The sequence below is a fragment of the Streptococcus oralis genome (genome assembly GCF_003943415.1).
Classification (GTDB): domain Bacteria; phylum Bacillota; class Bacilli; order Lactobacillales; family Streptococcaceae; genus Streptococcus; species Streptococcus oralis_BJ.
Window position 1 is genome coordinate 89,125 of the sequence record NZ_RJPK01000004.1, and the last position, 22,931, is coordinate 112,055.

28 protein-coding genes and 1 pseudogene are annotated in these 22,931 nt (G+C 39.8%); 7 read left to right on the forward strand and 22 right to left on the reverse strand.

Going from position 1 to position 22,931, the window contains the following annotated elements; genetic code table 11:
• Window positions 1-12: 12 nt before the first annotated feature.
• The 4 genes from metG to D8801_RS06445 form a co-directional block, all read right to left on the reverse strand.
• The gene (gene metG / locus D8801_RS06430; RefSeq protein ID WP_125448526.1) at window positions 13-2,061 is read right to left on the reverse strand and encodes a methionine--tRNA ligase; all 2,049 of its coding nucleotides are present in this window, start codon (window positions 2,059-2,061) and stop codon (window positions 13-15) included.
• A 123-nt stretch (window positions 2,062-2,184) separates the two neighbouring features.
• Window positions 2,185-3,444 (reverse strand): ABC transporter permease, encoded by a 1,260-nt coding sequence (locus D8801_RS06435; RefSeq protein ID WP_001180412.1) that lies wholly within the window; start codon window positions 3,442-3,444, stop codon window positions 2,185-2,187.
• Between the two features lies 1 nt (window position 3,445).
• Window positions 3,446-4,147 (reverse strand): ABC transporter ATP-binding protein, encoded by a 702-nt coding sequence (locus D8801_RS06440; RefSeq protein ID WP_125848676.1) that lies wholly within the window; start codon window positions 4,145-4,147, stop codon window positions 3,446-3,448.
• On the reverse strand, window positions 4,131-5,285 hold the full coding sequence (locus tag D8801_RS06445; protein ID WP_125848678.1) for an efflux RND transporter periplasmic adaptor subunit: 1,155 nt from the start codon (window positions 5,283-5,285) through the stop codon (window positions 4,131-4,133). The genes D8801_RS06440 and D8801_RS06445 overlap by 17 nt, the downstream gene beginning before the upstream one ends.
• A gap of 267 nt (window positions 5,286-5,552) precedes the next feature.
• Between D8801_RS06445 and gor the strand changes: the two genes are divergently transcribed.
• Entirely contained in the window at window positions 5,553-6,899 is a 1,347-nt protein-coding gene (gene gor, locus D8801_RS06450) for a glutathione-disulfide reductase (RefSeq protein WP_125848680.1), read from the forward strand.
• 143 nt (window positions 6,900-7,042) lie between these two features.
• Window positions 7,043-7,579, forward strand: a complete 537-nt coding sequence (locus tag D8801_RS06455) for a biotin transporter BioY (RefSeq protein ID WP_125848682.1) — start codon at window positions 7,043-7,045, stop codon at window positions 7,577-7,579.
• 37 nt (window positions 7,580-7,616) lie between these two features.
• Here the strand turns inward: D8801_RS06455 and D8801_RS06460 are convergent, their stop codons facing one another.
• The gene (locus D8801_RS06460) at window positions 7,617-7,835 is read right to left on the reverse strand and encodes a YdbC family protein (protein ID WP_125848684.1); all 219 of its coding nucleotides are present in this window, start codon (window positions 7,833-7,835) and stop codon (window positions 7,617-7,619) included.
• 102 nt (window positions 7,836-7,937) lie between these two features.
• Here D8801_RS06460 and D8801_RS06465 point away from each other — a divergent pair, with 102 nt between their 5' ends.
• On the forward strand, window positions 7,938-8,258 hold the full coding sequence (locus D8801_RS06465; protein ID WP_125848686.1) for a hypothetical protein: 321 nt from the start codon (window positions 7,938-7,940) through the stop codon (window positions 8,256-8,258).
• Between the two features lie 24 nt (window positions 8,259-8,282).
• Here D8801_RS06465 and D8801_RS06470 read toward each other — a convergent pair whose 3' ends face one another.
• From D8801_RS06470 to rpsP, 9 genes are all read right to left on the reverse strand, one after another.
• Window positions 8,283-8,621: an ATP cone domain-containing protein gene (locus D8801_RS06470; RefSeq protein WP_001196053.1), complete on the reverse strand. Its 339-nt coding sequence runs from the start codon at window positions 8,619-8,621 to the stop codon at window positions 8,283-8,285.
• An 11-nt stretch (window positions 8,622-8,632) separates the two neighbouring features.
• Window positions 8,633-9,352: a tRNA (guanosine(37)-N1)-methyltransferase TrmD gene (gene trmD / locus D8801_RS06475; protein WP_125848688.1), complete on the reverse strand. Its 720-nt coding sequence runs from the start codon at window positions 9,350-9,352 to the stop codon at window positions 8,633-8,635.
• Window positions 9,342-9,860 (reverse strand): ribosome maturation factor RimM, encoded by a 519-nt coding sequence (gene rimM, locus D8801_RS06480; RefSeq protein ID WP_125848690.1) that lies wholly within the window; start codon window positions 9,858-9,860, stop codon window positions 9,342-9,344. Before rimM ends, trmD begins: the two co-directional genes overlap by 11 nt.
• Window positions 9,861-9,890: 30 nt before the next feature.
• Window positions 9,891-10,679, reverse strand: coding sequence for an alpha/beta hydrolase (locus tag D8801_RS06485; RefSeq protein WP_125848691.1), 789 nt, complete (start codon window positions 10,677-10,679; stop codon window positions 9,891-9,893).
• Between the two features lie 98 nt (window positions 10,680-10,777).
• Entirely contained in the window at window positions 10,778-11,635 is an 858-nt protein-coding gene (locus D8801_RS06490) for an alpha/beta fold hydrolase (RefSeq protein ID WP_000803904.1), read from the reverse strand.
• Between the two features lie 148 nt (window positions 11,636-11,783).
• Window positions 11,784-12,686 carry a DMT family transporter gene (locus D8801_RS06495; RefSeq protein WP_125848694.1) on the reverse strand — a complete coding sequence of 301 codons (903 nt, stop codon included), beginning with the start codon at window positions 12,684-12,686 and terminating at the stop codon, window positions 11,784-11,786.
• A gap of 330 nt (window positions 12,687-13,016) precedes the next feature.
• Window positions 13,017-13,352: a MazG nucleotide pyrophosphohydrolase domain-containing protein gene (locus tag D8801_RS06500; RefSeq protein WP_125848696.1), complete on the reverse strand. Its 336-nt coding sequence runs from the start codon at window positions 13,350-13,352 to the stop codon at window positions 13,017-13,019.
• A gap of 43 nt (window positions 13,353-13,395) precedes the next feature.
• Window positions 13,396-13,635 (reverse strand): RNA-binding protein KphA, encoded by a 240-nt coding sequence (kphA, locus tag D8801_RS06505; RefSeq protein ID WP_000379617.1) that lies wholly within the window; start codon window positions 13,633-13,635, stop codon window positions 13,396-13,398.
• 19 nt (window positions 13,636-13,654) lie between these two features.
• Window positions 13,655-13,927 carry a 30S ribosomal protein S16 gene (gene rpsP / locus D8801_RS06510; protein WP_000268760.1) on the reverse strand — a complete coding sequence of 91 codons (273 nt, stop codon included), beginning with the start codon at window positions 13,925-13,927 and terminating at the stop codon, window positions 13,655-13,657.
• A gap of 176 nt (window positions 13,928-14,103) precedes the next feature.
• Here rpsP and D8801_RS06515 point away from each other — a divergent pair.
• A pseudogene (locus D8801_RS06515) lies at window positions 14,104-14,292 on the forward strand (hypothetical protein).
• A gap of 406 nt (window positions 14,293-14,698) precedes the next feature.
• On the opposite strand, the gene D8801_RS06525 reads toward D8801_RS06515, so the two are convergent.
• The 3 genes from D8801_RS06525 to D8801_RS06540 all read right to left on the reverse strand — a co-directional run bounded on the left by D8801_RS06525 (window position 14,699) and on the right by D8801_RS06540 (window position 16,641).
• The gene (locus tag D8801_RS06525) at window positions 14,699-15,280 is read right to left on the reverse strand and encodes a TMEM175 family protein (RefSeq protein ID WP_000711074.1); all 582 of its coding nucleotides are present in this window, start codon (window positions 15,278-15,280) and stop codon (window positions 14,699-14,701) included.
• 396 nt (window positions 15,281-15,676) lie between these two features.
• Window positions 15,677-16,015, reverse strand: coding sequence for a Cd(II)/Zn(II)-sensing metalloregulatory transcriptional regulator CadX (cadX, locus tag D8801_RS06535; protein ID WP_000711085.1), 339 nt, complete (start codon window positions 16,013-16,015; stop codon window positions 15,677-15,679).
• 11 nt (window positions 16,016-16,026) lie between these two features.
• The gene (locus D8801_RS06540) at window positions 16,027-16,641 is read right to left on the reverse strand and encodes a CadD family cadmium resistance transporter (protein ID WP_000615745.1); all 615 of its coding nucleotides are present in this window, start codon (window positions 16,639-16,641) and stop codon (window positions 16,027-16,029) included.
• Between the two features lie 459 nt (window positions 16,642-17,100).
• On the opposite strand from D8801_RS06540, the gene D8801_RS06545 reads away from it, so the two are divergent.
• The 3 genes from D8801_RS06545 to D8801_RS06555 all read left to right on the forward strand — a co-directional run bounded on the left by D8801_RS06545 (window position 17,101) and on the right by D8801_RS06555 (window position 18,444).
• Window positions 17,101-17,262 (forward strand): hypothetical protein, encoded by a 162-nt coding sequence (locus D8801_RS06545; RefSeq protein ID WP_111466904.1) that lies wholly within the window; start codon window positions 17,101-17,103, stop codon window positions 17,260-17,262.
• Between the two features lie 108 nt (window positions 17,263-17,370).
• On the forward strand, window positions 17,371-18,177 hold the full coding sequence (locus D8801_RS06550) for a peptidylprolyl isomerase (RefSeq protein WP_125848698.1): 807 nt from the start codon (window positions 17,371-17,373) through the stop codon (window positions 18,175-18,177).
• Window positions 18,178-18,204: 27 nt separating this feature from the next.
• Window positions 18,205-18,444 carry a zinc-ribbon domain-containing protein gene (locus tag D8801_RS06555; protein ID WP_000600214.1) on the forward strand — a complete coding sequence of 80 codons (240 nt, stop codon included), beginning with the start codon at window positions 18,205-18,207 and terminating at the stop codon, window positions 18,442-18,444.
• Window positions 18,445-18,486: 42 nt separating this feature from the next.
• Here the strand turns inward: D8801_RS06555 and D8801_RS06560 are convergent, their stop codons facing one another.
• The 5 genes from D8801_RS06560 to sodA all read right to left on the reverse strand — a co-directional run bounded on the left by D8801_RS06560 (window position 18,487) and on the right by sodA (window position 22,904).
• Window positions 18,487-20,028 carry an ABC-F family ATP-binding cassette domain-containing protein gene (locus tag D8801_RS06560; RefSeq protein ID WP_000025359.1) on the reverse strand — a complete coding sequence of 514 codons (1,542 nt, stop codon included), beginning with the start codon at window positions 20,026-20,028 and terminating at the stop codon, window positions 18,487-18,489.
• Window positions 20,025-20,507: a VanZ family protein gene (locus D8801_RS06565; RefSeq protein ID WP_125848700.1), complete on the reverse strand. Its 483-nt coding sequence runs from the start codon at window positions 20,505-20,507 to the stop codon at window positions 20,025-20,027. Before D8801_RS06565 ends, D8801_RS06560 begins: the two co-directional genes overlap by 4 nt.
• 1 nt (window position 20,508) lies before the next feature.
• Window positions 20,509-21,594, reverse strand: coding sequence for a dual-specificity RNA methyltransferase RlmN (rlmN, locus tag D8801_RS06570; RefSeq protein ID WP_000804769.1), 1,086 nt, complete (start codon window positions 21,592-21,594; stop codon window positions 20,509-20,511).
• A gap of 20 nt (window positions 21,595-21,614) precedes the next feature.
• Window positions 21,615-22,145, reverse strand: a complete 531-nt coding sequence (locus D8801_RS06575; protein WP_001224368.1) for a YutD family protein — start codon at window positions 22,143-22,145, stop codon at window positions 21,615-21,617.
• Between the two features lie 153 nt (window positions 22,146-22,298).
• On the reverse strand, window positions 22,299-22,904 hold the full coding sequence (sodA, locus tag D8801_RS06580) for a superoxide dismutase SodA (protein WP_000974735.1): 606 nt from the start codon (window positions 22,902-22,904) through the stop codon (window positions 22,299-22,301).
• Window positions 22,905-22,931: the final 27 nt, after the last annotated feature.

Sequence of the window (22,931 nt, forward strand, 5' to 3'; positions counted from 1 at the left end):
GGTTTTTTGCTTTTATCCAATCACACTTCCGTTTGGTACGGATGGGTCAACTGTGAGAAGGGTTAGTTTACCATCATATTCAGCTGAGAGAATCATCCCTTGGCTGACATATTTTTTCATCATCTTACGTGGCTTAAGGTTGGCAACGATTTGTACCTTCTTGCCGACCAATTCTTGTTCGTTTGGATAGTACTTAGCAATTCCTGAGAGGATTTGACGGTCTTCGCAATCACCAGCATCCAGACGGAATTGAAGCAACTTGTCAGAACCTTCCACTTTAGACACTTCTTTGACTTCTGCGACACGGATTTCAACCTTGTCAAATTCTTCAAACTTGATTTCTTCCTTGTTTAGTTTGAGTTCGACTTCATCAGGATTCCATTCTTTTTCGACTGCTGGTTTGTTGCCTTCCATTTGTTCCTTGATATAGGCGATTTCTTCTTCCATATCCAGACGTGGGAAGATTGGAGTTCCTTTGGCAACTACAGTTACACCAGATGGGAAGTCTGCTAGATTCAAGTTCTCAAGGCTAGAAACTTCTGCTAGACCAAGTTGGGTCAAGACTGCACGACTGGTTTCCATCATAAATGGCTCAATCAAGTGAGCGACAACGCGAAGGCTAGCTGCCAAGTGGCTCATAACACTTGCCAATTTGTCACGGAGAGCTTCATCCTTAGCAAAGACCCACGGAGCCGTCTCATCGATGTAACGGAGAGCTTCATCCTTAGCCAAGACCCATGGAGCAGTCTCATCGATGTATTTGTTGGTACGTGAGATCAGAGTCCAGACTGCTTCAAGCGCACGTGGGTAATCCACTGCTTCCATGTTTGTATGGTAGTCAGCGATTGATTGTTCTGCTACGTCAGCAAGAGCTTTGTCAAACTCTGTTACACCCTCTACATAGGCTGGAATTTGTCCATCAAAATACTTGTTAATCATAGAAACCGTACGGTTGAGGAGGTTTCCAAGGTCATTTGCCAATTCATAGTTGATACGACCTACATAGTCCTCAGGAGTAAAGGTTCCGTCTGAACCAACTGGAAGGCTACGCATGAGGTAGTAACGAAGTGGATCGAGACCATAGCGTTCTACTAACATTTCAGGATAAACGACATTCCCTTTAGACTTAGACATCTTGCCATCTTTCATGACAAACCAACCGTGAGCAATCAAGCGGTCTGGCAATTTAACATCCAACATCATAAGAAGGATTGGCCAGTAGATAGAGTGGAAACGAAGAATATCTTTTCCAACCATGTGGAAAACTGTTCCATTCCAGAACTTGTCAAAGTTTCCATGCTCATCTTGACCGTAACCAAGAGCTGTCGCATAGTTAAGGAGAGCGTCAATCCAAACATAGACAACGTGTTTTGGATTTGATGGGACTGGTACTCCCCATGTAAAGGTTGTACGAGAAACTGCCAAATCTTCCAAACCTGGCTCGATGAAGTTGCGAAGCATTTCATTAAGACGACCATCTGGAGTGATGAAATCAGGGTGCGATTTGAAAAATTCAACCAAACGGTCTTGGTATTTGCTGAGACGAAGGAAGTAAGACTCTTCTGAAACCCATTCCACTTCATGTCCTGATGGAGCGATACCGCCCGTCACATTTCCAGCTTCGTCACGGAAAACTTCTGCAAGCTGGCTTTCTGTAAAGAATTCTTCATCCGAGACTGAATACCAGCCAGAGTATTCACCCAAGTAGATGTCACCTTGAGCAAGCAAGCGTTCAAATACTTGTGCTACTACTTTTTCATGGTAATCATCAGTTGTACGGATGAATTTATCATATGAGATATCGAGCAATTGCCAGAGTTCTTTGACGCCAACTGCCATGCCATCAACATAAGCTTGTGGCGTAATGCCAGCTTCTTCCGCTTTCTGTTGGATCTTTTGACCATGCTCGTCAAGACCTGTCAGATAAAAGACATCGTAGCCCATGAGACGTTTGTAGCGAGCTAGGACGTCACAGGCGATGGTTGTATAGGCAGAACCGATATGAAGTTTACCAGATGGATAGTAAATCGGTGTTGTAATATAAAAATTCTTTTCAGACATAATTTTTCCTTTCCAGGCAAATGAAACCTGTTTTTCTAACACTTCATTATATCATATTTTCGGTGATTTTCGATAGGGAAATCCATACAAAAACAAGATAGACAAATGTCCATCTTGTCTATCTTATTCATAGCGAAGGGCTTCAATTGGATCAAGCTTAGACGCTTTATTGGCTGGTAAGACCCCAAAGATCATACCAACGCTAGCCGAAACAGCCAAGCTAAAGAGAGCAATCGGTAGCGAGACACCAATTTCTATTCCTTCCATCATATTTTTTAACAAAGCACCTGCTAGCGTGGTCAAGCCCGCTGCACTTACTAGGCCGATGACTCCACCTAGCAAGGTCAAGATCATGGACTCAATCAAAAACTGTACCAAGATATTAGCTCGTGTAGCTCCCAATGCTTTACGAAGACCAATCTCTCGAGTACGCTCCGTTACAGAAACCAGCATGATATTCATAACTCCAGTCCCTCCCACAAAGAGAGAGATTCCTGCGATAGCACTAATAATAGCGGTCATAAAACCAAAGATTTGCTGAACCTCTGCAAAAGCGGCAGTTTCGTCCACAACCTGATATTCTCCCTGCTGTACTCCTGCAATTTCTGTCATCTTACGTGCGAGTTCTGGCCCCAAAGTCGGAGTTAGACTCGTATCATTCACACGAAAGACAATATTAGAAATTTCCTCCACATTAAAATTAGCTGCTACAGAAGCATTGGTTGTAATCGGTAAGCCACCTACACCAAACATCTTAGCACTTTTAACAGCAGGACTAGAGTAAACACCAATCACGCGATAGCTATATCCATTGGCTGAAATAATTTGATTGAGTGCTGCCTGAGGCGAGTCAAAAAGACTTTTAGCGAGTTCTTCATCTAGCAAAATCACACTTGCAAAATCTCGGTAATCTTGTTCTCTCAGATCCCTACCTGCAATAATTTTATTTTCTACAGCAGACATATAAGTCATATTGCCACCTGTTAGACTTGCTCTCTCTACCTTTTTATCCTTATAGGTCAAAGTAACATTTGTACTATTAGTCACATAATAGCCATCTACACCTTTTAGTTTGGCAGCTTCCTTAACCCACGATTCCTGTGTTTTAGGTGGTTCTACGTGAACATCTTCTTCTTTACCAGATAGTGTTAGTGCAGATTGCTTTTGTGTAAAGGAACCGTCCTTACTTTTAATTGGTGAGAAAAATACCTGAATATTTTTCTGAGATTTTGTCATATTTTTATTGACCTGACGAGACATAGAGTCCCCTAAAGCCATGATGACAACTACTGAAGAGACTCCGATGATAATACCAATCATGGTCAAAAAGGAGCGCATCTTGTGTGCCATAATAGATGAAAAGGCAAATTTCAGATTTTGCATCTTAGTTCTCCTTTCCTTCCAAACGAGCGCTATCAGATGAAATAACTCCATCACGGATTACAATCTGGCGTTTTGCATAGGCTGCAATTTCGGGCTCGTGCGTTACCATAATAATAGTCTTGCCTTCTTCATTTAACTCAACCAAGAGTTCCATGATTTGACTTCCTGTTTTCGTATCCAAGGCACCTGTCGGTTCATCAGCTAGGATGATTGAGGGATCGTTAACAAGAGCACGCGCAATGGCCACCCGTTGTTTTTGACCGCCAGACAACTCCGAAGGAAGGTGATGAATACGATCAGTCAACTCTACTTTACTCAGATATTCCTCTGCTAACTTGCGACGTTGGGCAGCTGGAACTCCTGCATAAATCAAGGGCAACTCAACATTTTGAACAGCATCCATCTTTGACAAAAGAAAGAACTGTTGAAAGACAAAACCAATTTGTTGGTTACGTACCTGTGCCAACTGCTTTTCACCTAGACGGGCCACTTCTTGACATTCTAGATAATATTCGCCGCTAGTTGGGGTGTCCAGCATTCCGATGGTATTCATCAGAGTAGATTTACCCGAACCAGATGGTCCCATAATGGCAACAAATTCACCTTCGCCAATCTCCAAATTAATATTTTTCAAGACCTGCAGTTCCTGTTCACCATTTCGATAGCTCCGGCAGATGTTTTTTAGACTAATTAGTTGTTTCATCAGCCTTCACCTCTTTTCCTTCTTCCAAGGAAGTCGTTGGATTACTGATGACTTTGGTTCCGTCTGTCAAACCAGATGTGATCTCTTGGTTTTCTGCGTCAGCATTTCCTAAGCTAACTTCAACCTTCTTAGCCTTATTCTCTTCGTCAACAACCCAAACGTAGTTTTTCCCGTCTTCAGTAATGACACTGGTTAAGGGTACGAGGATTGATTTCTTGTCACTTTTAACCTCAACACTAACGGTAAAACCTGGTTTTAAATCACCAATCTCACTCGTTACTTCAATCGTATAAGGATATTTAGAACCAGTATTCCCCCCAGTTATAGCATTCGTTCCTTCTCCACTATTTTTAGGGTAAGCTGAAATAAAGCTGATCTTCCCTGTCCAAGTTTTATCTTGGTAAACCTTGGAAGAAAAGGTCACTTCTTGGCCAACAGAAAGGTTGGCAAGATTGTACTCGGAAAGTTCTCCCTTGACTTGTAGATTGTCGTTACTTACTACATGAACCATCACTTGATTTGCAGCAGTTGTGGACTTCGATACATTGCGATTAACTTCTACAACTGTACCTTCTAGCGTACTCAAAACCTTTGTTGCGTCCAATTGGGCCTGCGCCTTTTTAAGTTGCGCCTCTGCATCAGCACGACTATCACGAGCATCACTAATCTGAGAATCTATGGAAGAGACAGAAGAACCCTGCGTTCCATCATCATATTCTTCCGAATCAGCTAGAGTGTTGTTTCGTGATTCCTTCAAGTCATTGATACGACGATCAGCCTTGGCTATGGCACGGTTAGCTGCATCATAAGCAGACTGCGCTTCTGTGCTGTTGTATTTTACGAGTGCTTGTCCTTTGTCAACCTTATCTCCAACAGAAACCAAGATTTCATCCACCTCACCCTTACTTGCATCCAAATAAACATATTGTTCATTTTTTGCGGTGACAGTACCAGATAAAAGAACAGAGGAGGCAACTGTTCCTTCCTTTGCGACTACGAGATGCGAAGTGTCATCCTTACTGGCAGCCTGAGAGGGCTGTCTAAATAGCAAAATACCCACTGCACTGATTATAATAATACTTGCAGCACCAATAGCTGTGTATAGTTGCCATTTTTTAGTTTTCTTATTCCCCTTCATCACAAAACTCCTATTTTATTTTCAATACAAAGACTATTATAGCAAATTTACCTACTCTAAACAATGATTGTTCAGAGAGAAAAGAGAACAATTCAGGAAACATGCTTTGTTTCCATTTGATTTATGCGAAATTGTACTAGTAACATCATACACCTTATTTCTATATTTAGCAAGTGATTTCTGCTATTTCTTTAGGGCGTAGCAGATTTTTGCATTCAAAAAATAAAAACGATAGAATATGACTATCAAAACTATAAGGAGTTTTCCATGAGAGAATATGATATCATTGCCATCGGTGGAGGGAGTGGCGGTATCGCCACTATGAACCGAGCTGGTGAACACGGCGCTAAAGCAGCTGTTATCGAAGAGAAAAAATTAGGCGGAACTTGTGTCAACGTTGGCTGTGTTCCTAAGAAAATCATGTGGTATGGAGCGCAAATCGCTGAAAGCTTCCACCACTACGGTCCTGACTACGGTTTTACGAGTTCAGATGTGCAATTTGATTTTGCAAAACTTCGCCAAAACCGTGAAGCCTACATCGACCGTGCTCGCTCATCTTATGATGGAAGTTTCAAACGCAACGGGGTTGATTTGATTGAAGGGCGTGCTCATTTTGTTGATTCCCACACCGTCAGCGTCAATGGTGAATTGATTCGTGCCAAGCATATCGTTATTGCGACTGGCGCTCGTCCAAGCATCCCAACTATTCCTGGAGCTGAACTCGGTGGTAGCTCAGACGATGTCTTTGCTTGGGAGCAACTTCCTGAATCCGTTGCGATTCTTGGAGCTGGTTATATCGCTGTTGAATTAGCAGGTGTTCTCCACGCACTAGGAGTAAAAACGGATTTGTTTGTGCGTCGCGATCGTCCCTTGCGCACTTTTGACAACTACATCGTTGAAGGTCTTGTCAATGAAATGGAAAAAACAGGCATACCTTTGCACACGCATAAGGTACCCGTCAAGCTCGAAGAAACGGAGCAAGGCATTACGATTCATTTCGAAGACGGTTCTAGTCACACCGCTAGCCAAGTTATCTGGGCTACCGGCCGCCGTCCAAATGTAGACGGTCTTGAGTTAGAAAAGGCTGGCGTTACACTCAACCAACGTGGATTTATCCAAGTGGATGAGTATCAAAATACAGTTGTAGATGGTATCTACGCCCTTGGAGATGTTACTGGTGAGAAAGAACTGACCCCAGTGGCCATCAAGGCAGGACGTACCCTATCTGAACGCCTCTTCAACGGGAAAACAAATGCCAAGATGGACTACACGACTATCCCTACTGTAGTCTTCTCCCACCCAGCAATCGGAACTGTTGGTTTGACCGAGGAGCAAGCTATCAAAGAATACGGCCAAGATAACATCAAAGTCTACAAGTCAAGTTTTGCATCCATGTACTCTGCTGTTACAAGCCATCGTCAAGAATCTCGCTTCAAACTTATCACCGCCGGTGCTGACGAAAAAGTTGTTGGTCTTCACGGACTTGGTTACGGAGTGGATGAGATGATTCAAGGATTCGCTGTTGCCATCAAGATGGGGGCTACCAAGGCGGACTTTGATGCTACAGTAGCTATCCACCCAACCGCTTCAGAAGAATTTGTAACCATGCGCTAATTATCGCAAGAGACCCCATGTGGTCTCTTTTTACTTGCAAAATCGGCTGTTACAAAATTGTTATCTGTGTTTTAAAAATAGGTTGACTTTTGTTCCTGAATCAGTATAATAGTTACTATGATTTTGAAAAGAGGTTAACAGTTTTGAAAAAAGCTCATATCTATGCTATCCCTGCTATCGGTGCTGCTCTCATCGCCGTATTGGCACAAATCAGTCTCCCTATCGGTCCTGTACCTTTCACTCTGCAAAACTTTGCGATCGGTCTGATTGCAACTGTTTTTAAACCTAGGGAAGCCGTTCTATCTGTAGCTCTCTATCTCCTGCTGGGTGCCATTGGTTTACCAGTCTTTGCAGGGGGTGGTGCGGGATTTCACGTTTTAGTCGGTCCAAGTGCAGGCTATCTCTGGTTCGATCTTGTCTATGCAGGACTTACATCTTATCTCATCCATCAAAATAGTGGCTATATTCGCATTTTCCTAGCCAACCTCTTGGGTGATTCCCTCGTCTTTGTCGGAGGTATGCTCAGCCTCCACTTCCTTGCTGGTATGGCACTTGACAAAGCACTTGCTGTCGGTGTCCTTCCCTTTATCCTCCCTGACCTTGGTAAGATCATTACGATTAGCTTCATTGGTCGCCTACTATTACAACGACTTAGGGGACAAGCATACTTCTCAATTTAACCCAAAAAGGATACTGAGTCAAAAACTCAATATCCTTTTATTGATTTCCTTTAAAGGCATCTACCATTACCTGAAATTCTTCATTGGAAAGCGTGATTCCTTTGCCCATTTTGGTATGGTCAGGGCTCCAAGTCCGAATATCAAACTTTGCTGGTGCTCCATTAAAGCTAACGCGATTTAGTTCTTTTGTCCATCCTTTGTCATTTTCAGACAAGGTGAGTAAGTGTTCTTCTATTTCAAATGTAAATTCTGCCATTTTAACTCCTTTATGTGATATGCTTTCTATAGTCTATTCGTAAAATCTTGTAGATTTTACGAAAATTTTATATAATATGGTTATATAAGAGGGGAGAAGCCTATGAGATATACATTCAAGCATGTCTTAGATAAGATACAAGACTTTCTCAGTGGACAGGATGAACGAGATTATTCTGAAAACGACTCCCTCATTGCTACAATTGAACAAGCCATCCAGAAAAAAACTGCTATTCATGTCATACTTGCTGAGACAAGTTTTACGGGTGATATTGTCAAACACGATGCTAATCGCAACCAAATCATCGTCAAGAATTTTTCAAAAAACGTAACTCGAATCATTCGTATCAGTGACATTAAGCGACTTCGTTTCGTTCCCTCAACTGTACAAAAAGCTCAGAAAAGTCTATTTAAGAAAGAGTGAGATGTTTTCATCCCACTCTTTTTCTTAACGAATTTGTTCAAAATGTAGGTGAACTGCGATGTGATCACCGTAACCACTTCTCTCCAAATCACGTTGCAAGCGATAAGAAATGTAGTGTTCTGCGATGGTGATATATCCTGCCCCCAACAAACGATTTTCAACCATTGATTGGATCATGCTAATAGTTGCACGTTCCACTTTTGCTTCTTCCAAGTCCAAGACTACTTTTTTAGTGACTTGAGCTAGGTTTTGACGTAGATCATCTGTCAAAACATAAACTGTCTGAGCTGCTTTTAGGACAGCTTGGTAAATTTTATCTGGATCAAAGTCTGCAACTTCTCCGTTACGTTTGATTACTTGCATAAGGTTCTCCTTTATTCTTTGTTTTCTTTGATTTCAGCCAACATTTTTTCTTCTTCTGCTGTTAGTTGATAGTTTTCTAGCAAATCTGGTCTGCGCTCGTAGGTTTTCTTTAAGCTCTCATAAAGTCGCCACTGACGAATCTTCTCATGGTGCCCACTCATAAGCACATCTGGAACCACCATGCCTCGATAGTCATAAGGACGTGTGTATTGGGGATATTCGAGCAATCCCGAAGAAAAACTATCGTCCTTGTGACTAGACTCCTTGCTAATTACTTCCGGAATCAAGCGAACAGTCGCATCAATCATAGTCATAGCCGCCAATTCACCACCAGTCAAGACATAGTCTCCTAGAGAAATCTCATCGGTTACCAAGGTCTTGATGCGCTCGTCATATCCTTCGTAGTGACCGCAGATAAAGATTAGTTCCTCTTCCTGAGCCAAATCTTCAGCGTAAGCCTGATCGAACTGTTTCCCAGCAGGATCAAGAAGGATGACACGGGGTTTTTTCTTCTCAATGGCATCAAAGGCATCAAAAATGGGTTGAGCGCGGAGCAACATTCCCTGACCGCCTCCGTAGGGCTCATCGTCGACATGACGGGCCTTTTCAGCATATTCTCGAAAATTATGATACTGGATATCCAAGAGCCCTTTTTCTCGAGCCTTTCCAACAATCGAGTGTTCCAGCGGAGAAAACATCTCTGGAAAGAGGGTTAAAATATCAATCTTCATCGTCTAATCCTTCTAAGATATCCACATCAACCCGTTTGTTTGGAATATCAACATTGAGAACTACTGGCGGAATGTAAGGTAAAAGCAAATCTCGCTTACCTTTTCGTTTGACCACCCAGACATCATTGGCTCCTGGTTGTAAGATTTCCTTTATGGTTCCAATCAAGTTATCTCCCTCGTAAACATCCAAACCGATAATCTCGTGATAATAGAATTCACCATCATCTAAGTCATTTAGGTCTTCCTCAGCGACCTTGAGATTATAACCCTTGTACTTTTCAATCGCATTGATATGGTACATGTCTTTGAATTTGATAATGTCAAAATTCTTATGCTTACGGTGGCTAGCAATGGTCACTGTTTGAACAAACTGATCTTTTTCATCAAATAAAGCCAGTTCTGCCCCTTTTTTAAAACGTTCTTCAGCAAAATCCGTCACAGACAAGACTCGCATCTCACCCTGCAAACCCTGCGTATTGACGATTTTCCCAACATTAAAGTAGTTCATCTTGTCTCCTGTACTCTCCTTCTTTCCATCTTATTCTGACAATTCTCGAATAATAGTCGCAATTTTTTCTGATTCTGACCATTGTAAATAGTGGTGATTCCCTCCCAAAATAAGTTTAGTATTGGAAGTCCAATATTCTGAGTCTCTGTACTCTTTTTCTCTATAAGCCTGACAAAAAATAAATACAGGGACATGAGCTTCTATAGATACATTCTCAAAATCTTCCTCAGTAATCTCTCCAGATATTCGAAATTTTGTATCTTGATTTTCCAACTCTGATCTTTTTTCTTGCATTATTTTCCAGATTTCTTTATTAGTTTCAGGACTAAATGTTGCTTGAGTTAAGTTCTTAAAATAAAGTTCAGGACCACACTCGTCAATCAACCTCATCTGCTCTTCCATTTCTGGATAGGGATTTTCTGAAAAATCAGAAAACATTACTTTTTTAGTTGTTGGTTCAATTGCTAGTAAAGCCTGACACTTAATTGATTTGTTGAGCAATTTGCAAGCTAAAATTCCACTAAAACTATGTACACAAAGTATATATTCAGAAATCGCCAATTCTTCAAGTACTTCATAAACCGCGTCTACAAGATTGTCCAGATTTTTTCCAGCTTGGTCATGAATCGGACTCCTACCTGTGTTTGGAAAATCAATTGTCAAATAACCAATTGTGGAAGGAAGTTTTTCAAGTATAAGTGAAAAATTTTCATAACTTGGTAGCAAACCTGCGCCATTTAAACAAACAAGCACTTTCTTTTGCTTTTTATAAGTAACAGAGAGACTGCCAATTTTTGTAGTTACTTCAAACCGTTTCATAAAGAAATCCACTCATTCTATAACAATGATTTATTAAAAACCCTTATCCTTTATTTTATCACGTTCCAGGGATTTTCACAAGTTGGATAGGTCCTATCTTACAAGGCTACTACTTCTTCAAAAAAATCACCAACTATCTGATTAAACTCTTGAGGATGATCATTCATCGGTTGGTGTTTGCTATCTGAAATCGTTACTTGACGCGCATTGGGATTTAAGGCAATGATACCATCATATATTATTTTCAGGTGTTTGGGGAAATCATTTTCTCCTCTTACTAAAAGCATAGGAGGATTTCCTTTATATCCTTCTATCTCATGGACTGCCAAGAAACCTGTGATTCCAAGGTTCAAGAAAACATCTCGCCCAGTTTCTATAATGGCCGTCTTGACCAATTCTCTTGTGATAGGGTTATCAGTACACATTTTTGAGTTTTTATCTGCAATCACCCTCCAAGGAATCGTTTTGTACATAAGAGAACTATATTTGATTCGACCTCTTTCTTTATCTGATAGGTAACGATGCTGTCCCCAACTATCTACCATGACCAAGGCTAGGACTCTTTCTGGATGGCGATAAGTGTACTCTTGAAGTGGATTTCCTCCCCAAGAATGACCAACCAATATCACCTTATCTAGCTGGAAATAGGACAAAATAGCATCTACATCTTGAACAGCGCCTTCCAAGTCGGGAAGGCCAACTTTCATAGGTGATTCCCCCTGCCCTCTAACATTGACAAAGTAAAGGTCAAATCCATCGAAAGCATCATACTGGTGGGCCCACATCTGACTACGGCCACAAGCTCCATGATAAAAAATAATGTGTCCTTTACTTGCGTTTCCAGGACGATGATAAACAACCAAATCACAATCTACGACTGCTATAACGTGACGTTTCAACATCTCGGGTTCTCTGTTATAAAAAGCAATAGCTTCAGCAATATCATTTGGCTTCATTTTTACACTCTCTCCTCTTTATCCTAGTATCATTCTTTTATCTATTTTATCATGCTATATTAAAATCTTTGTTTTCTAAGCCTAATTTCATTAAAAATTTTGAATTTTCTGCATCATTTAAATAAAGAAAAAGACTACTAAGCAATCTTTACTTTTTTCTCATCAGATTCATGCCTAAAATTCCAGCAATAATCAAAGTTGCTCCAATCACATGGTAACTATAAATTGGTTCGTGGAGGATAAGAGCCCCAGCTAGAATGGTCAAAACTGTTCCAAGATTACCAAAGACACTGACGGTTGATGCCCCGAGGCGAACGATAGCATAGATAGAGAGACTACCAGTCACGATAGAGGCTAGTATTCCCAAATAGAGGATGGAAAGCAGATAGGGCACCTGTCCAAGTGGCGCAAAGTAAGCTAATATATTCCCCTCTAGATAGTGCGAGGTCAGGCTTAGCATATTAAAGGTGATGAAGCCAACAAATATCACAACAGCTGTCATATCCATAGCCCGATAGCGGCCTCCTTTAACCTTGCTGAGAATATTGTTTATCGCATTGGCAAGAACAGATCCCAACATCAAGAGAAAGCCCAAGCTAGCAGTTTCAGTGCTAAAGTTTGCTCCTTTGCTAAGGAAAATGAAAACTACTCCTGCTACGGATAAAATTAAAAAGAACTTTTGTAGCAAACCAGTCTTTTCCTTGAGAAAGACCGATGCCAAAAGGAGAGTAAAAATCGGGACAAGCGCTTGTAAAATTCCCGCTTCAGAAGACGATATATACTGTAAAGCAAAGGATTGGAAAATAAAGAAGAGGAGTGGATAGAAAAGACTCATAGGCAGAATTGAAAGAATATCTTTTCTACTTAAACTCACATTGATAAGTTTTGTTTGATGAAGGATGACCAATACCAAAGCAGCGATTGTATAGCGATGTACTAAGTTTGTGAGAGGACTAGCATAGCCCAAAGCAATCTTAGTAAATAAAAAAGAAAAACCAATGATTGCTGAAAAGGATAAGGCTGCTAGGTATGCTTTTGTTTTCTCGTTCATAGATGGTCACTCCATTTAAAAATAGCTATTCTCAAGATTGATTGACTAGAATTCTTTGAGACTGTCTATCCATTTTAGCATAGTAAAATCCTAGATGCTATTTCTAGGATTGGTATTTTATGCCTTCTTTCACCGTTTATCTATTACATTAGTTAAAAAGGATTCAGCCAGTCTGATCTGCTTTTCTCGTTCTTGTCTCACAAGTTCTAACTTGTCTGCCTCTTGGAGATTCCTTACTTTAATAATATAAACTGCCAATTTCATTGCTTTCTCTATACAAGCTAGCATAAACTAGGAGAAACCTTTCATATCAGTGAAAAGAGATTACTCCTAATTCTCTTGGAAGCTATCCAAAAATTCTTCCAAATCTCTTTCATGCTGGTACTTAATGGCAGCTTTCTTATCTTTGTCAAAGATGGTTTTGGTTAGGTCAATATCGTTGATGGCCGCAATTGCGACAGTGTAGTGAATGATATCAGCCAGTTCTTTGGCTAGTTCGTCGTTTGAGTCCTGGACACCCTCTTTTCGACCAGAGCCCCCATTCAAGACCTCGGCTACTTCTCCGACTTCCTCCACTAGCTTGATAAAGAGGCCTTCCTCAGTTCGAGATTGCTGGTAATGTTCGAGTAAGTAAGCTTGTAATTGTCTAAATGTTAAATCCTTCATCTTCTCCTCCTCACAAAAAAGCGAGACATCTGTCCCGCTTTTTTTATTTTTCATCGATAACGATTCTTACTTTTTTGTCTTCAGTTGGGACAGAGTAGACAATCGTTCTTATCGCTGAGATAGTGCGACCCTTACGACCGATTACACGACCGACATCGCTTTGGTCAAGATCCAAGTGATACTCCAAAAACTCTGGTGTGTCTTCGATCTTGATAGTTAAGGCATCTGGTTGTGAAATTAAAGGTTTCACAATCGCAATAATGAGATTTTCAATCGTATCCATCTGTCAACCTACTTTAAACTTATTTTGAGAATTTAGAATCGTGGAATTTTTTCAATACGCCTTCTTTTGAAAGGATGTTGCGAACTGTATCTGAAGGTTGAGCTCCATCAGCCAACCATGCAAGAACGCGGTCTTCTTTCAAAGTCACTTGGTTTTCAGCAACAAGTGGGTTGTAAGTTCCAACTGTTTCGATGAAACGTCCGTCACGTGGTGAACGTGAATCTGCTACGTTGATACGGTAGAAAGGTTTTTTCTTAGAACCCATACGAGTCAAACGAATTTTAACTGCCATTTTTAAAGTCTCTTTTCTTATTTTTTATTTCGGTGAAATAGCTGAGCTATTTAGCACATGTTCTATTATAGCAGATTTCTGACAGGTGTCAAGAAAAAAACTTGACAGAGTTAAAAATTTTTAAATTTTTTAGAAATTTATTAGACTAATAGAGATAAATTAGAAAGAAAAAATTTATGAATACTACTTTTGATAACTACCCTGTCAAGCCCTATATCTCTCTTAATCGTGATGTCGAAGCTTGGCTACTAAATCTCAAGCCCGTTCCCAAATGACACATGGACCTATTAGCAGATGATTTACTAGCAGGAGATATCATTCTCCTATGGAGAATCAACTTTGGCACTTTTACAACCGAAACATGATTTTAAAAACTCCCATTCGAATATGATTCAAAATTCGCTTAAAATCAATGTTTTCCCACTTTTTCAGAAAATAAATTTTCATCTAATTTAAATAACTTTCAATTAAATGGTGTGAATTTTGCTTAAAATCATCAAAAACACCCCATGGTGTGAACCATGAAGTGTTGTAAATGCTGTATTGTAGCTAGTTTTTAACGTTTAGAAAACTACCTAGCTTTACGAGCTTTCTTAAAATCTGGTTTGGAAAGTATGCGTTTCAGTTGAACTAAAAACAGCGAAATATCAAGGATTTTAAGAACGATATCTACTAATTAATTTATAAAATATGAATTAATAGATTCTAAATAGGGGAATAGTTTAGGTCTGTAATCATTAAAATAATACACCTAACTTTGGTCACCGTTTTTTAGTTATTCACTCTTTTTTCAGATAGTGTTTTTAAAGTTATGATGTAAAATGCCGCAATTAAAACACTATACATCATAATCGGAGGATAGAGAATTAAGGATAGAATCAATCCCACTCCTTTAATTATTAGGTCAGGTATCAATAACTTTCTATATTGTGCGGTAGCTTCAAGTAATTCTTTCTGATCTATATTGGGTTTATCAATTACTTTATGTAAAAACCAGTTTGCTACCGTTGAAACAATAACGATCAGTCCATAAAAGAGCTGTGCCGTATGGTTCATGAAATGACTACTAACGATTCCAGTAGCATAGGGCATAAATGAAACAAAAAATAAAAGAAACAAATTCCACCAAACAATTTGTGGGGAAATTTTCTCAACCTTTTCCCATAGTGTGTTTAGTGCCATCCATAACGATCCTAACCAGAAAAAGGAAAGAAAATAAGCAAAGAAATTTTGCCGTAAATCCCAAAAAGCTTGAAGACTTGGTGTCGTTGGTTTTTCTAATTCTAAGATTAGGATAGTCATTATAATTGCTAGAACCGCATCTGTCAATGCAATTAATCTATCTTTCTTCATCAGATTACATCACCTTTCATTTTGTAGCATTCTATCTCATCGTATAATATTTATTAATCTTAAATATTAGATATTCATTTCATACTTTGAGTACAAACAAGATACACTAAAAAACATGTATCTGTCATATTTTATTTAACTTTAGAAATATTCATCCATCTAATTAATAAATATATCATATTTCACAATAAATGACTACTATCAAAGATACATTTTCTTTCAAATTCCTCCCTTTTCAACTTGGCTAACTTGAGCTGCATTACCTAGGTCGATTTGCTTTAAATTATACTTTTTTCTTAAACATTTGATACGAGTAGGTATTTCTTATGGGAAATTTTCATCAAAAAATTTCATATATAATCCCTTATAATCATGGAAAAGTAGTAAAAATAGTTGTTATCCTAGTTGATTAAAAAAATCTCTGATTTCCTCATCTTTTATAAAATAATATATAATTTTCCCCTCTCTTCTAGTGTCCAAGATGTTTTGATTGGCTAGTTTACGAAGATGGTGGGAGGCAGATGCCATACTGAGATTTAGTAAACAGGCTATATCGCAGACACAGAGTTCTTCGACGGCAAGGAGATAAAAGATGATATTTATCTGTTTATTATCGGTAAATTTTGATAAAATGCGAAGTGATTTTTGGACTTTTTCCTTTTCAAGGTAGTTCGTTGCGGTTGTAACATTTTGTTGATTTATAATATTCACTTGGCAGATACTATCTTTTTTCATAATTTTTTCTCCTAGCCGAACACAGTCCTTAGCATGTCAAAGCTGTTGTTTTCAATCAGAATATACATCCCCAATCCTAAATAAACAACGGCAATAAACCATCTGCTATATTTTTCCAAAGTTTCTCCAACAGAAGGGACTTGTGCCAATTTTTGGGCAGAAAAAACCAAGAGATAAATCATGACTAGAAAGGTAAGTAAAGCCACTATCAAATTCGCTAAATTTAAGGTAATAAAATATGGGACAAAAACACCAATATTGTCAGCACCACAACTTGCAAAAGTAATCATAGCGACTAGAAAAATCAGGTTTTTATTATCTTTGCGCAAACCATCTTTTGCAATAGCTTCTCCATCAGAATCTCCTAAAAGCAAAACTTTGAGCCCTAGGAAAATTGGAATCAAACCGAGCAAACCTAAAATCTCTTTACTAGGAATATAATTTAAGACAAATGCAAAAAGTAAACTTAGCAATATTAGACTAACAGAGCCTAGAAATTGTCCTAAATAGATGTTAATGATGTCTTTTCTGCTTTTTCTTTTGGCAAAAAATAACATTAGGATAATAAGTAAGTCTACGGCTGTCCCAGAATACAGGATTATTGAAGTAACAACATTTTGAATCATAAAACACCTCATTCAAATATATTTTTGAATGAATTTTAACATTAAACTTTGTAGATGTCAACTTCAGCTCCATCAAAGTATAGATAAGAAGGTAGAGATTGGACTGAAATATAGTGAAATGTATTAAAATTGAAAAAAGAAAAAACGCTTGAAATCAGAGTTTTTCTTATGTATTGATTCGTATTGAATGCTTACTTCACTTCTGTAAAAATTAACTTCTACACCTACAAAGCCTATTCTGACAGACTTTATAAAAGCCTAAGAAAAAAAGTAGAGATTCATACAGTGTCTAGATTTTCCAAAAATTCTTTATCATCAAATATTATTAACGAAACTATCAAACCAAATACGATGCATTGCTTCAAAGAATTCTTTAGTTGTTTGACTCGCTTGATCATCTAAATACCACTATGAAAGAGAATATCCTCAAAAGTATGGAGAGTTACAGTACTTTCTAAGATGAGGGCTCCAGATTTGGACCAATCCCTTCGTGACAACTTTTCAGGAGAAGAATTAGCAAGTTACTTTTCAATTCGTGGTTACAAATTGACTCCAAAGGGAGAGCAGATACTGGAACAGTACCAGGACATTATCGACCGTCATCCAAAGAAAAATCTCTAAGCAAGCGACTTTCTGGTCGGCTTCCTCTTAAACTACCTTGTCACTAACATTTGAAATCCACTTCCTTTTAGGGTACAATGATAGAAATGAATTTTTGAGAGGAAAACAATGAAAAAACTAGCAACCCTTCTTTTACTATCATCTATTGCCCTTGCTGGATGTACTAGTATCCAACGTGGTCTCCGTGGTGATGACTATGTCGACTCTAGTCTTGCAGCAGAAGAAAGCTCAAAAGCAGCTGCTCAGGCTGCCAAAGATTTAAATGACGCTTTGACCAATGAAAATGCCAACTTCCCTCAACTTTCTAAGGAAGTTGCTGAAGATGAAGCCGAAGTCATTCTCCACACAAGTCAGGGTGATATTCGCATCAAACTCTTTCCAAAACTAGCACCACTAGCAGTTGAAAACTTCCTTACTCACGCCAAAGAAGGCTACTATAACGGCATCACCTTCCACCGTGTCATCGATGGCTTTATGGTCCAAACTGGAGATCCTAAGGGAGATGGTACAGGTGGCCAATCCATCTGGCATGATAAGGATAAAACGAAGGACAAGGGAACTGGATTCAAAAATGAAATCTCTCCTTACCTATACAATATCCGCGGTGCCCTTGCTATGGCTAACACTGGTCAACCAAATACCAACGGTAGCCAGTTCTTCATCAATCAAAACTCAACAGACATTTCAGCTAAACTCCCTACAAGCAAGTATCCAAAGAAAATCATCGAAGCCTATAAAGAAGGTGGAAATCCGAGTCTAGACGGCAAACACCCTGTCTTTGGTCAAGTCATCGATGGCATGGACGTTGTTGACAAGATTGCCAAAGCTGAAAAAGATGAGAAAGACAAACCGACTTCTACTATCACCATTGATAGTATCGAAGTGGTGAAAGACTACGACTTCAGCAAGAAATAAACCATCAACAGATAAGGAGACGATGATATGATTCTATTTTGGGGTTCTAAAGGTTATCAAAAAGATTTGGGACATACGCAAACTGCTATCGAGTGCGGTCACTGTAACAATGTCGACACATGGGAAATTGTTGAAACAGGGCGCAAATTCACCCTCTACTGGATTCCACTTTTCCCTTATGGTAAAAGTTACTTCGTTTCTTGTCCGATTTGCCACTACGGTAAAGAAATTGAGAAATCTGAAGTTGAAAACTATTTAAATTACTAGTCAAAAAAGCCAAGTCATTTCGACTTGGCCTTTTTAGCGCTTTTAAGTTAACTTGTTAAAGTCCCAGATTTGGTCCATCCAGCCTTCATAGAAGTCTGGTTCGTGACAAACCATGAGGATTGAACCCTTATACTCTTTCAGAGCACGTTTGAGTTCATCCTTGGCATCCACATCTAGGTGGTTGGTTGGCTCGTCCAGCACTAAGACGTTATTTTCACGATTCATCAAGAGACAGAAACGAACCTTGGCTTGTTCTCCACCTGACAAAACCTGAATTTGGCTTTCGATATGCTTGGTTGTCAGACCACAACGAGCAAGAGCAGCCCGAACTTCTGCCTGATTAAGGGCAGGAAAGGCGTTCCAGACAGCCTCTAGTGGCGTTTGACGATTACCCCCTTCTACTTCCTGCTCAAAGTAGCCAAGTTCAAGATAGTCACCACGTTCGACTTCTCCAGCGATTGGCGGAATAATTCCCAAGAGAGACTTCAAGAGGGTTGTTTTCCCGATACCATTGGCTCCAATAATAGCGACCTTTTGATTGCGTTCAAAGGTGAGGTTTAATGGTTTGGTGAGTGGACGGTCATAACCAATCTGCAAGTCCTTGGCTTGGAAGATAAAGCGCCCAGGTGTACGAGCCGGTTTGAAATCAAAGGATGGCTTTGGCTTCTCACTTTGAAGTTCAATGATGTCCATCTTGTCCAATTTCTTTTGACGGGACATGGCCATATTACGCGTTGCGACACGCGCTTTGTTTCGAGCGACAAAGTCTTTGAGGTCTGCAATCTCTTTCTGTTGACGTTCATAGGCCGCTTCTAGCTGAGATTTCTTCATAGCATAGACTTCTTGGAACTGGTAGTAGTCACCAGAATAGCGAGTCAATTGTTGATTTTCCACATGGTAGACAATATTGATCACGTCGTTGAGGAATGGAATATCGTGCGAAATAAGGACAAAGGCATTCTCATAGTTTTGGAGATAACGCTTGAGCCAGTCAATGTGTTCAGCATCCAAGTAGTTGGTTGGCTCGTCAAGCAACAAGATATCTGGCTTTTCAAGGAGGAGTTTAGCCAAGAGTACCTTGGTTCTTTGTCCGCCTGACAAGGCTGTTACGTCTGTATCCATACCATAGTCCATGACACCGAGGGCGCGCGCTACTTCATCAATCTTGGCATCCAAGGTATAGAAATCTCGACTCTCCAAACGGTCTTGGAGTTCGCCAACTTCTTCCATCAGTGCATCGATATCCGCTCCGTCTTCGGCCATTTCCATATAGAGGTCATTGATACGTGCTTCTGCTTTGAAAAGCTCATCAAAGGCTGTACGGAGCACATCACGAACAGTTTGACCTTCCTTTAGCACAGCGTGCTGGTCCAGATAGCCAGCAGTCACATACTTAGACCACTCCACCTTTCCTTCGTCAGGTAACATCTTACCAGTCACGATACTCATAAAGGTTGATTTTCCTTCACCGTTGGCACCGACTAAACCGATGTGCTCTCCCTTGAGGAGTCGGAAAGAAACGTCTTCAAAAATTGCACGGTCACCAAAACCGTGACTCAAATTTTTAACTTCTAAGATACTCATTCTAATTCCTTGTCTTTTTTATATAGTAGTTTATAGAGGACCCAAGCCAGGTAACCACCTAAAGTATTGGTCCATAAATCATCAATCTCAAATACCCGATTAAAATCAAAGAAAAAGTCTAAAACTAGTTGTGTGCACTCGATTCCCAAGCTCAGTATAAAACTGAGAAGAAGAACCCTTTTAGTTTTTCTTAGAGAGGGCAAGAGATAGAGCAGTTGGAAAATCAGAGGGAAGAGCAAGAAGATATTTAAAATGTTCTGCAAAAAGATCCAAATGACTTGGCCAAAACTAGTCACTTCCCCCAGATTCCAAAGGGAGTTTAAGGGAGTTAAAAGAAAAACCAGGCGTCCAAAAGTTTGAATACCTGGAGTTTCCACTCCTGTAGGAAGTTGAGGCTGGGGAGTAAAACAAAAACAGACAATGCATAGACTATAAACAGCCACTCCCAATTTCAAGATTAATTCTCTTTTTTTAGTCATTTTATGGATTTACCGCTGCAACTGCCTTCTGGCGATCACGTTTCATTGTATTGGAGCGCAATTGTCCACAAGCTGCATCAATATCTGTACCATGCTCTTGACGGACAACACAGTTAATCCCTTTTTTCTTGAGGGTATCATAGAAGGCCATCACGCGTTCTTTAGGACTACGGCTATATTGGTCATGTTCACTAACTGGGTTATAGGGAATCAAGTTGACATAAGACAATTTCTTGATGTTCTTGAGCAATTCAGCCAACTCCAAGGCTTGTTCAACACCGTCGTTGACTTCATTGAGCATGATATATTCAAAGGTCACACGGCGATTGGTTGTTTCGATATAATACTCAATAGCTGCAAAGAGCTTTTCAATCGGAAAGGCACGGTTAATCTTCATGATGCTTGAGCGCAATTCATTATTGGGTGCGTGAAGAGACACAGCCAGATTGACCTGTACGCCTTCATTAGCAAAGTCACGAATTTTATGGGCCAAACCAGAGGTTGAAACCGTGATGTGACGAGCACCGATTGCCATCCCCTTATCATCATTGATGGTACGGACAAAATTCAAAACATTGTTGTAGTTATCAAATGGTTCACCAATTCCCATAACAACGATATGGCTGACACGTTCATCCTGACCACGTTCATCAAAGTATTTCTGAACTAGCATGATCTGCGCTACGATTTCCCCGTTATTGAGGTCACGTTGCTTCTTGATCAAGCCTGACGCACAGAAGGTACAACCAATATTACAACCGACCTGAGTGGTCACACAGACTGACAAACCGTAGTGTTGACGCATGAGTACTGTCTCAATCAACATGCCATCTGGCAACTCGAAAAGATACTTAACGGTACCGTCAGCCGACTCTTGTACGATACGTTGTTTCAATGGATTTACCACAAACTGCTCATTGAGCTTGACAATCAAATCCTTGGAAAGGTTGGTCATTTCTTCAAATGACTGGACACGTTTACGGTAGAGCCATTCCCAGATCTGATCTGCCCGGAATTTCTTTTCTCCTTGTTCTAATACCCATTCTTGCATGGTTTGACGTGTTAAACTGTAAATGGACGGTTTCATCTCTTCTCCTTATTCTCTATCTATTTCTGACGAATGACAAAATGGCGCTGTCCCTTATCCTCTTTCTGAGACTTTTGGTCCTTGTGACGACGTCTATTTCTCTTATCCGCATTTGATTTTCTCTTGTTTTGCGAAGGTTTCTTTCCTCTTCTAGGAAGGTTTTCCTCTTCCTTTTTACGCATTTTCTTGTCAAATGAAGCCCGCTTAGGTTCTTGGTTTTCTAAGACAAAATAAGCACAACCATAACTACAGTACTCCAAAAGATAATCTTGTAAGCGACTGATCTTTTCAATTTTTTCCTCTGTTCGGTCATCTTTGTAAAAACCACGTAGGCGAAGCTGTTCATTGCTCCAGTCCCCCACGACATAATCAAACTTGGTCAACACTTCTGAGAAGCGTTGATTAAAGACTGTCACATCGAAGGCATCCTTGATATTTTCAACCAAGGTAAAAGCAATTCCTTCAGTCTCAACCTTATCCCCATTTACATGAAATTCTGGGCCAGGAAACTTGTTATAGTTGTATAATTCAGGTGCAATTTCTTTACGCATAGTCTTCCTTTTCCACGATTACTTAACACTCTATTTTACCATAATTTCTAGCAGTTAGCACGTTTCTCATAAAAATGAAAAAAGTCTGACGATTTTGTCAGACTTCTGCCTTATAAAGCAAAAAGAGAAGATTGACTCTTCCCTCCATATTTTTTATTTAGCTACTGCGTAAAGCTCATCTACTTTGTTCCAGTTAATGACTGAGAAGAAAGCTTTGATGTAGTCAGGACGAACGTTGCGGTATTTCACGTAGTAAGCATGTTCCCAAACGTCCAAGCCCAAGATTGGTTTTTTACCTTCTGAGATTGGTGTGTCTTGGTTTGCTGTTGAAGTTACTTCAAGCTTCCCTTCTTTGTTGACAACCAACCATGCCCATCCAGAACCGAAGCGAGTTGTAGCTGCTGCTGTAAAGGCTGCTTGGAATTCTCCAAATGAACCAAATGTTGCGTCGATTGCTGCTGCAAGTTCTGCTGATGGAGCTGTTTTTTCAGGAGTCATCAATTCCCAGAAAAGAGCGTGGTTCAAGTGCCCACCACCATTGTTGATAAGTGCTTGACGGATATCAGCTGGGATAGATTCTACATCAGCAAGCAAAGCTTCAAGGTCTTCACCGATTTCAGGGTGTTTTTCAAGAGCTGCATTAGCATTGTTGACATAAGTTTGGTGGTGTTTGTCATGGTGCAAGTGCATTGTTTCTGCATCGATGTAAGGTTCCAAAGCGTCATATGCGTATGGAAGGTCTGGTAAGATAATAGCCATCTGTAATACCTCTTTTTCTTTCTATAT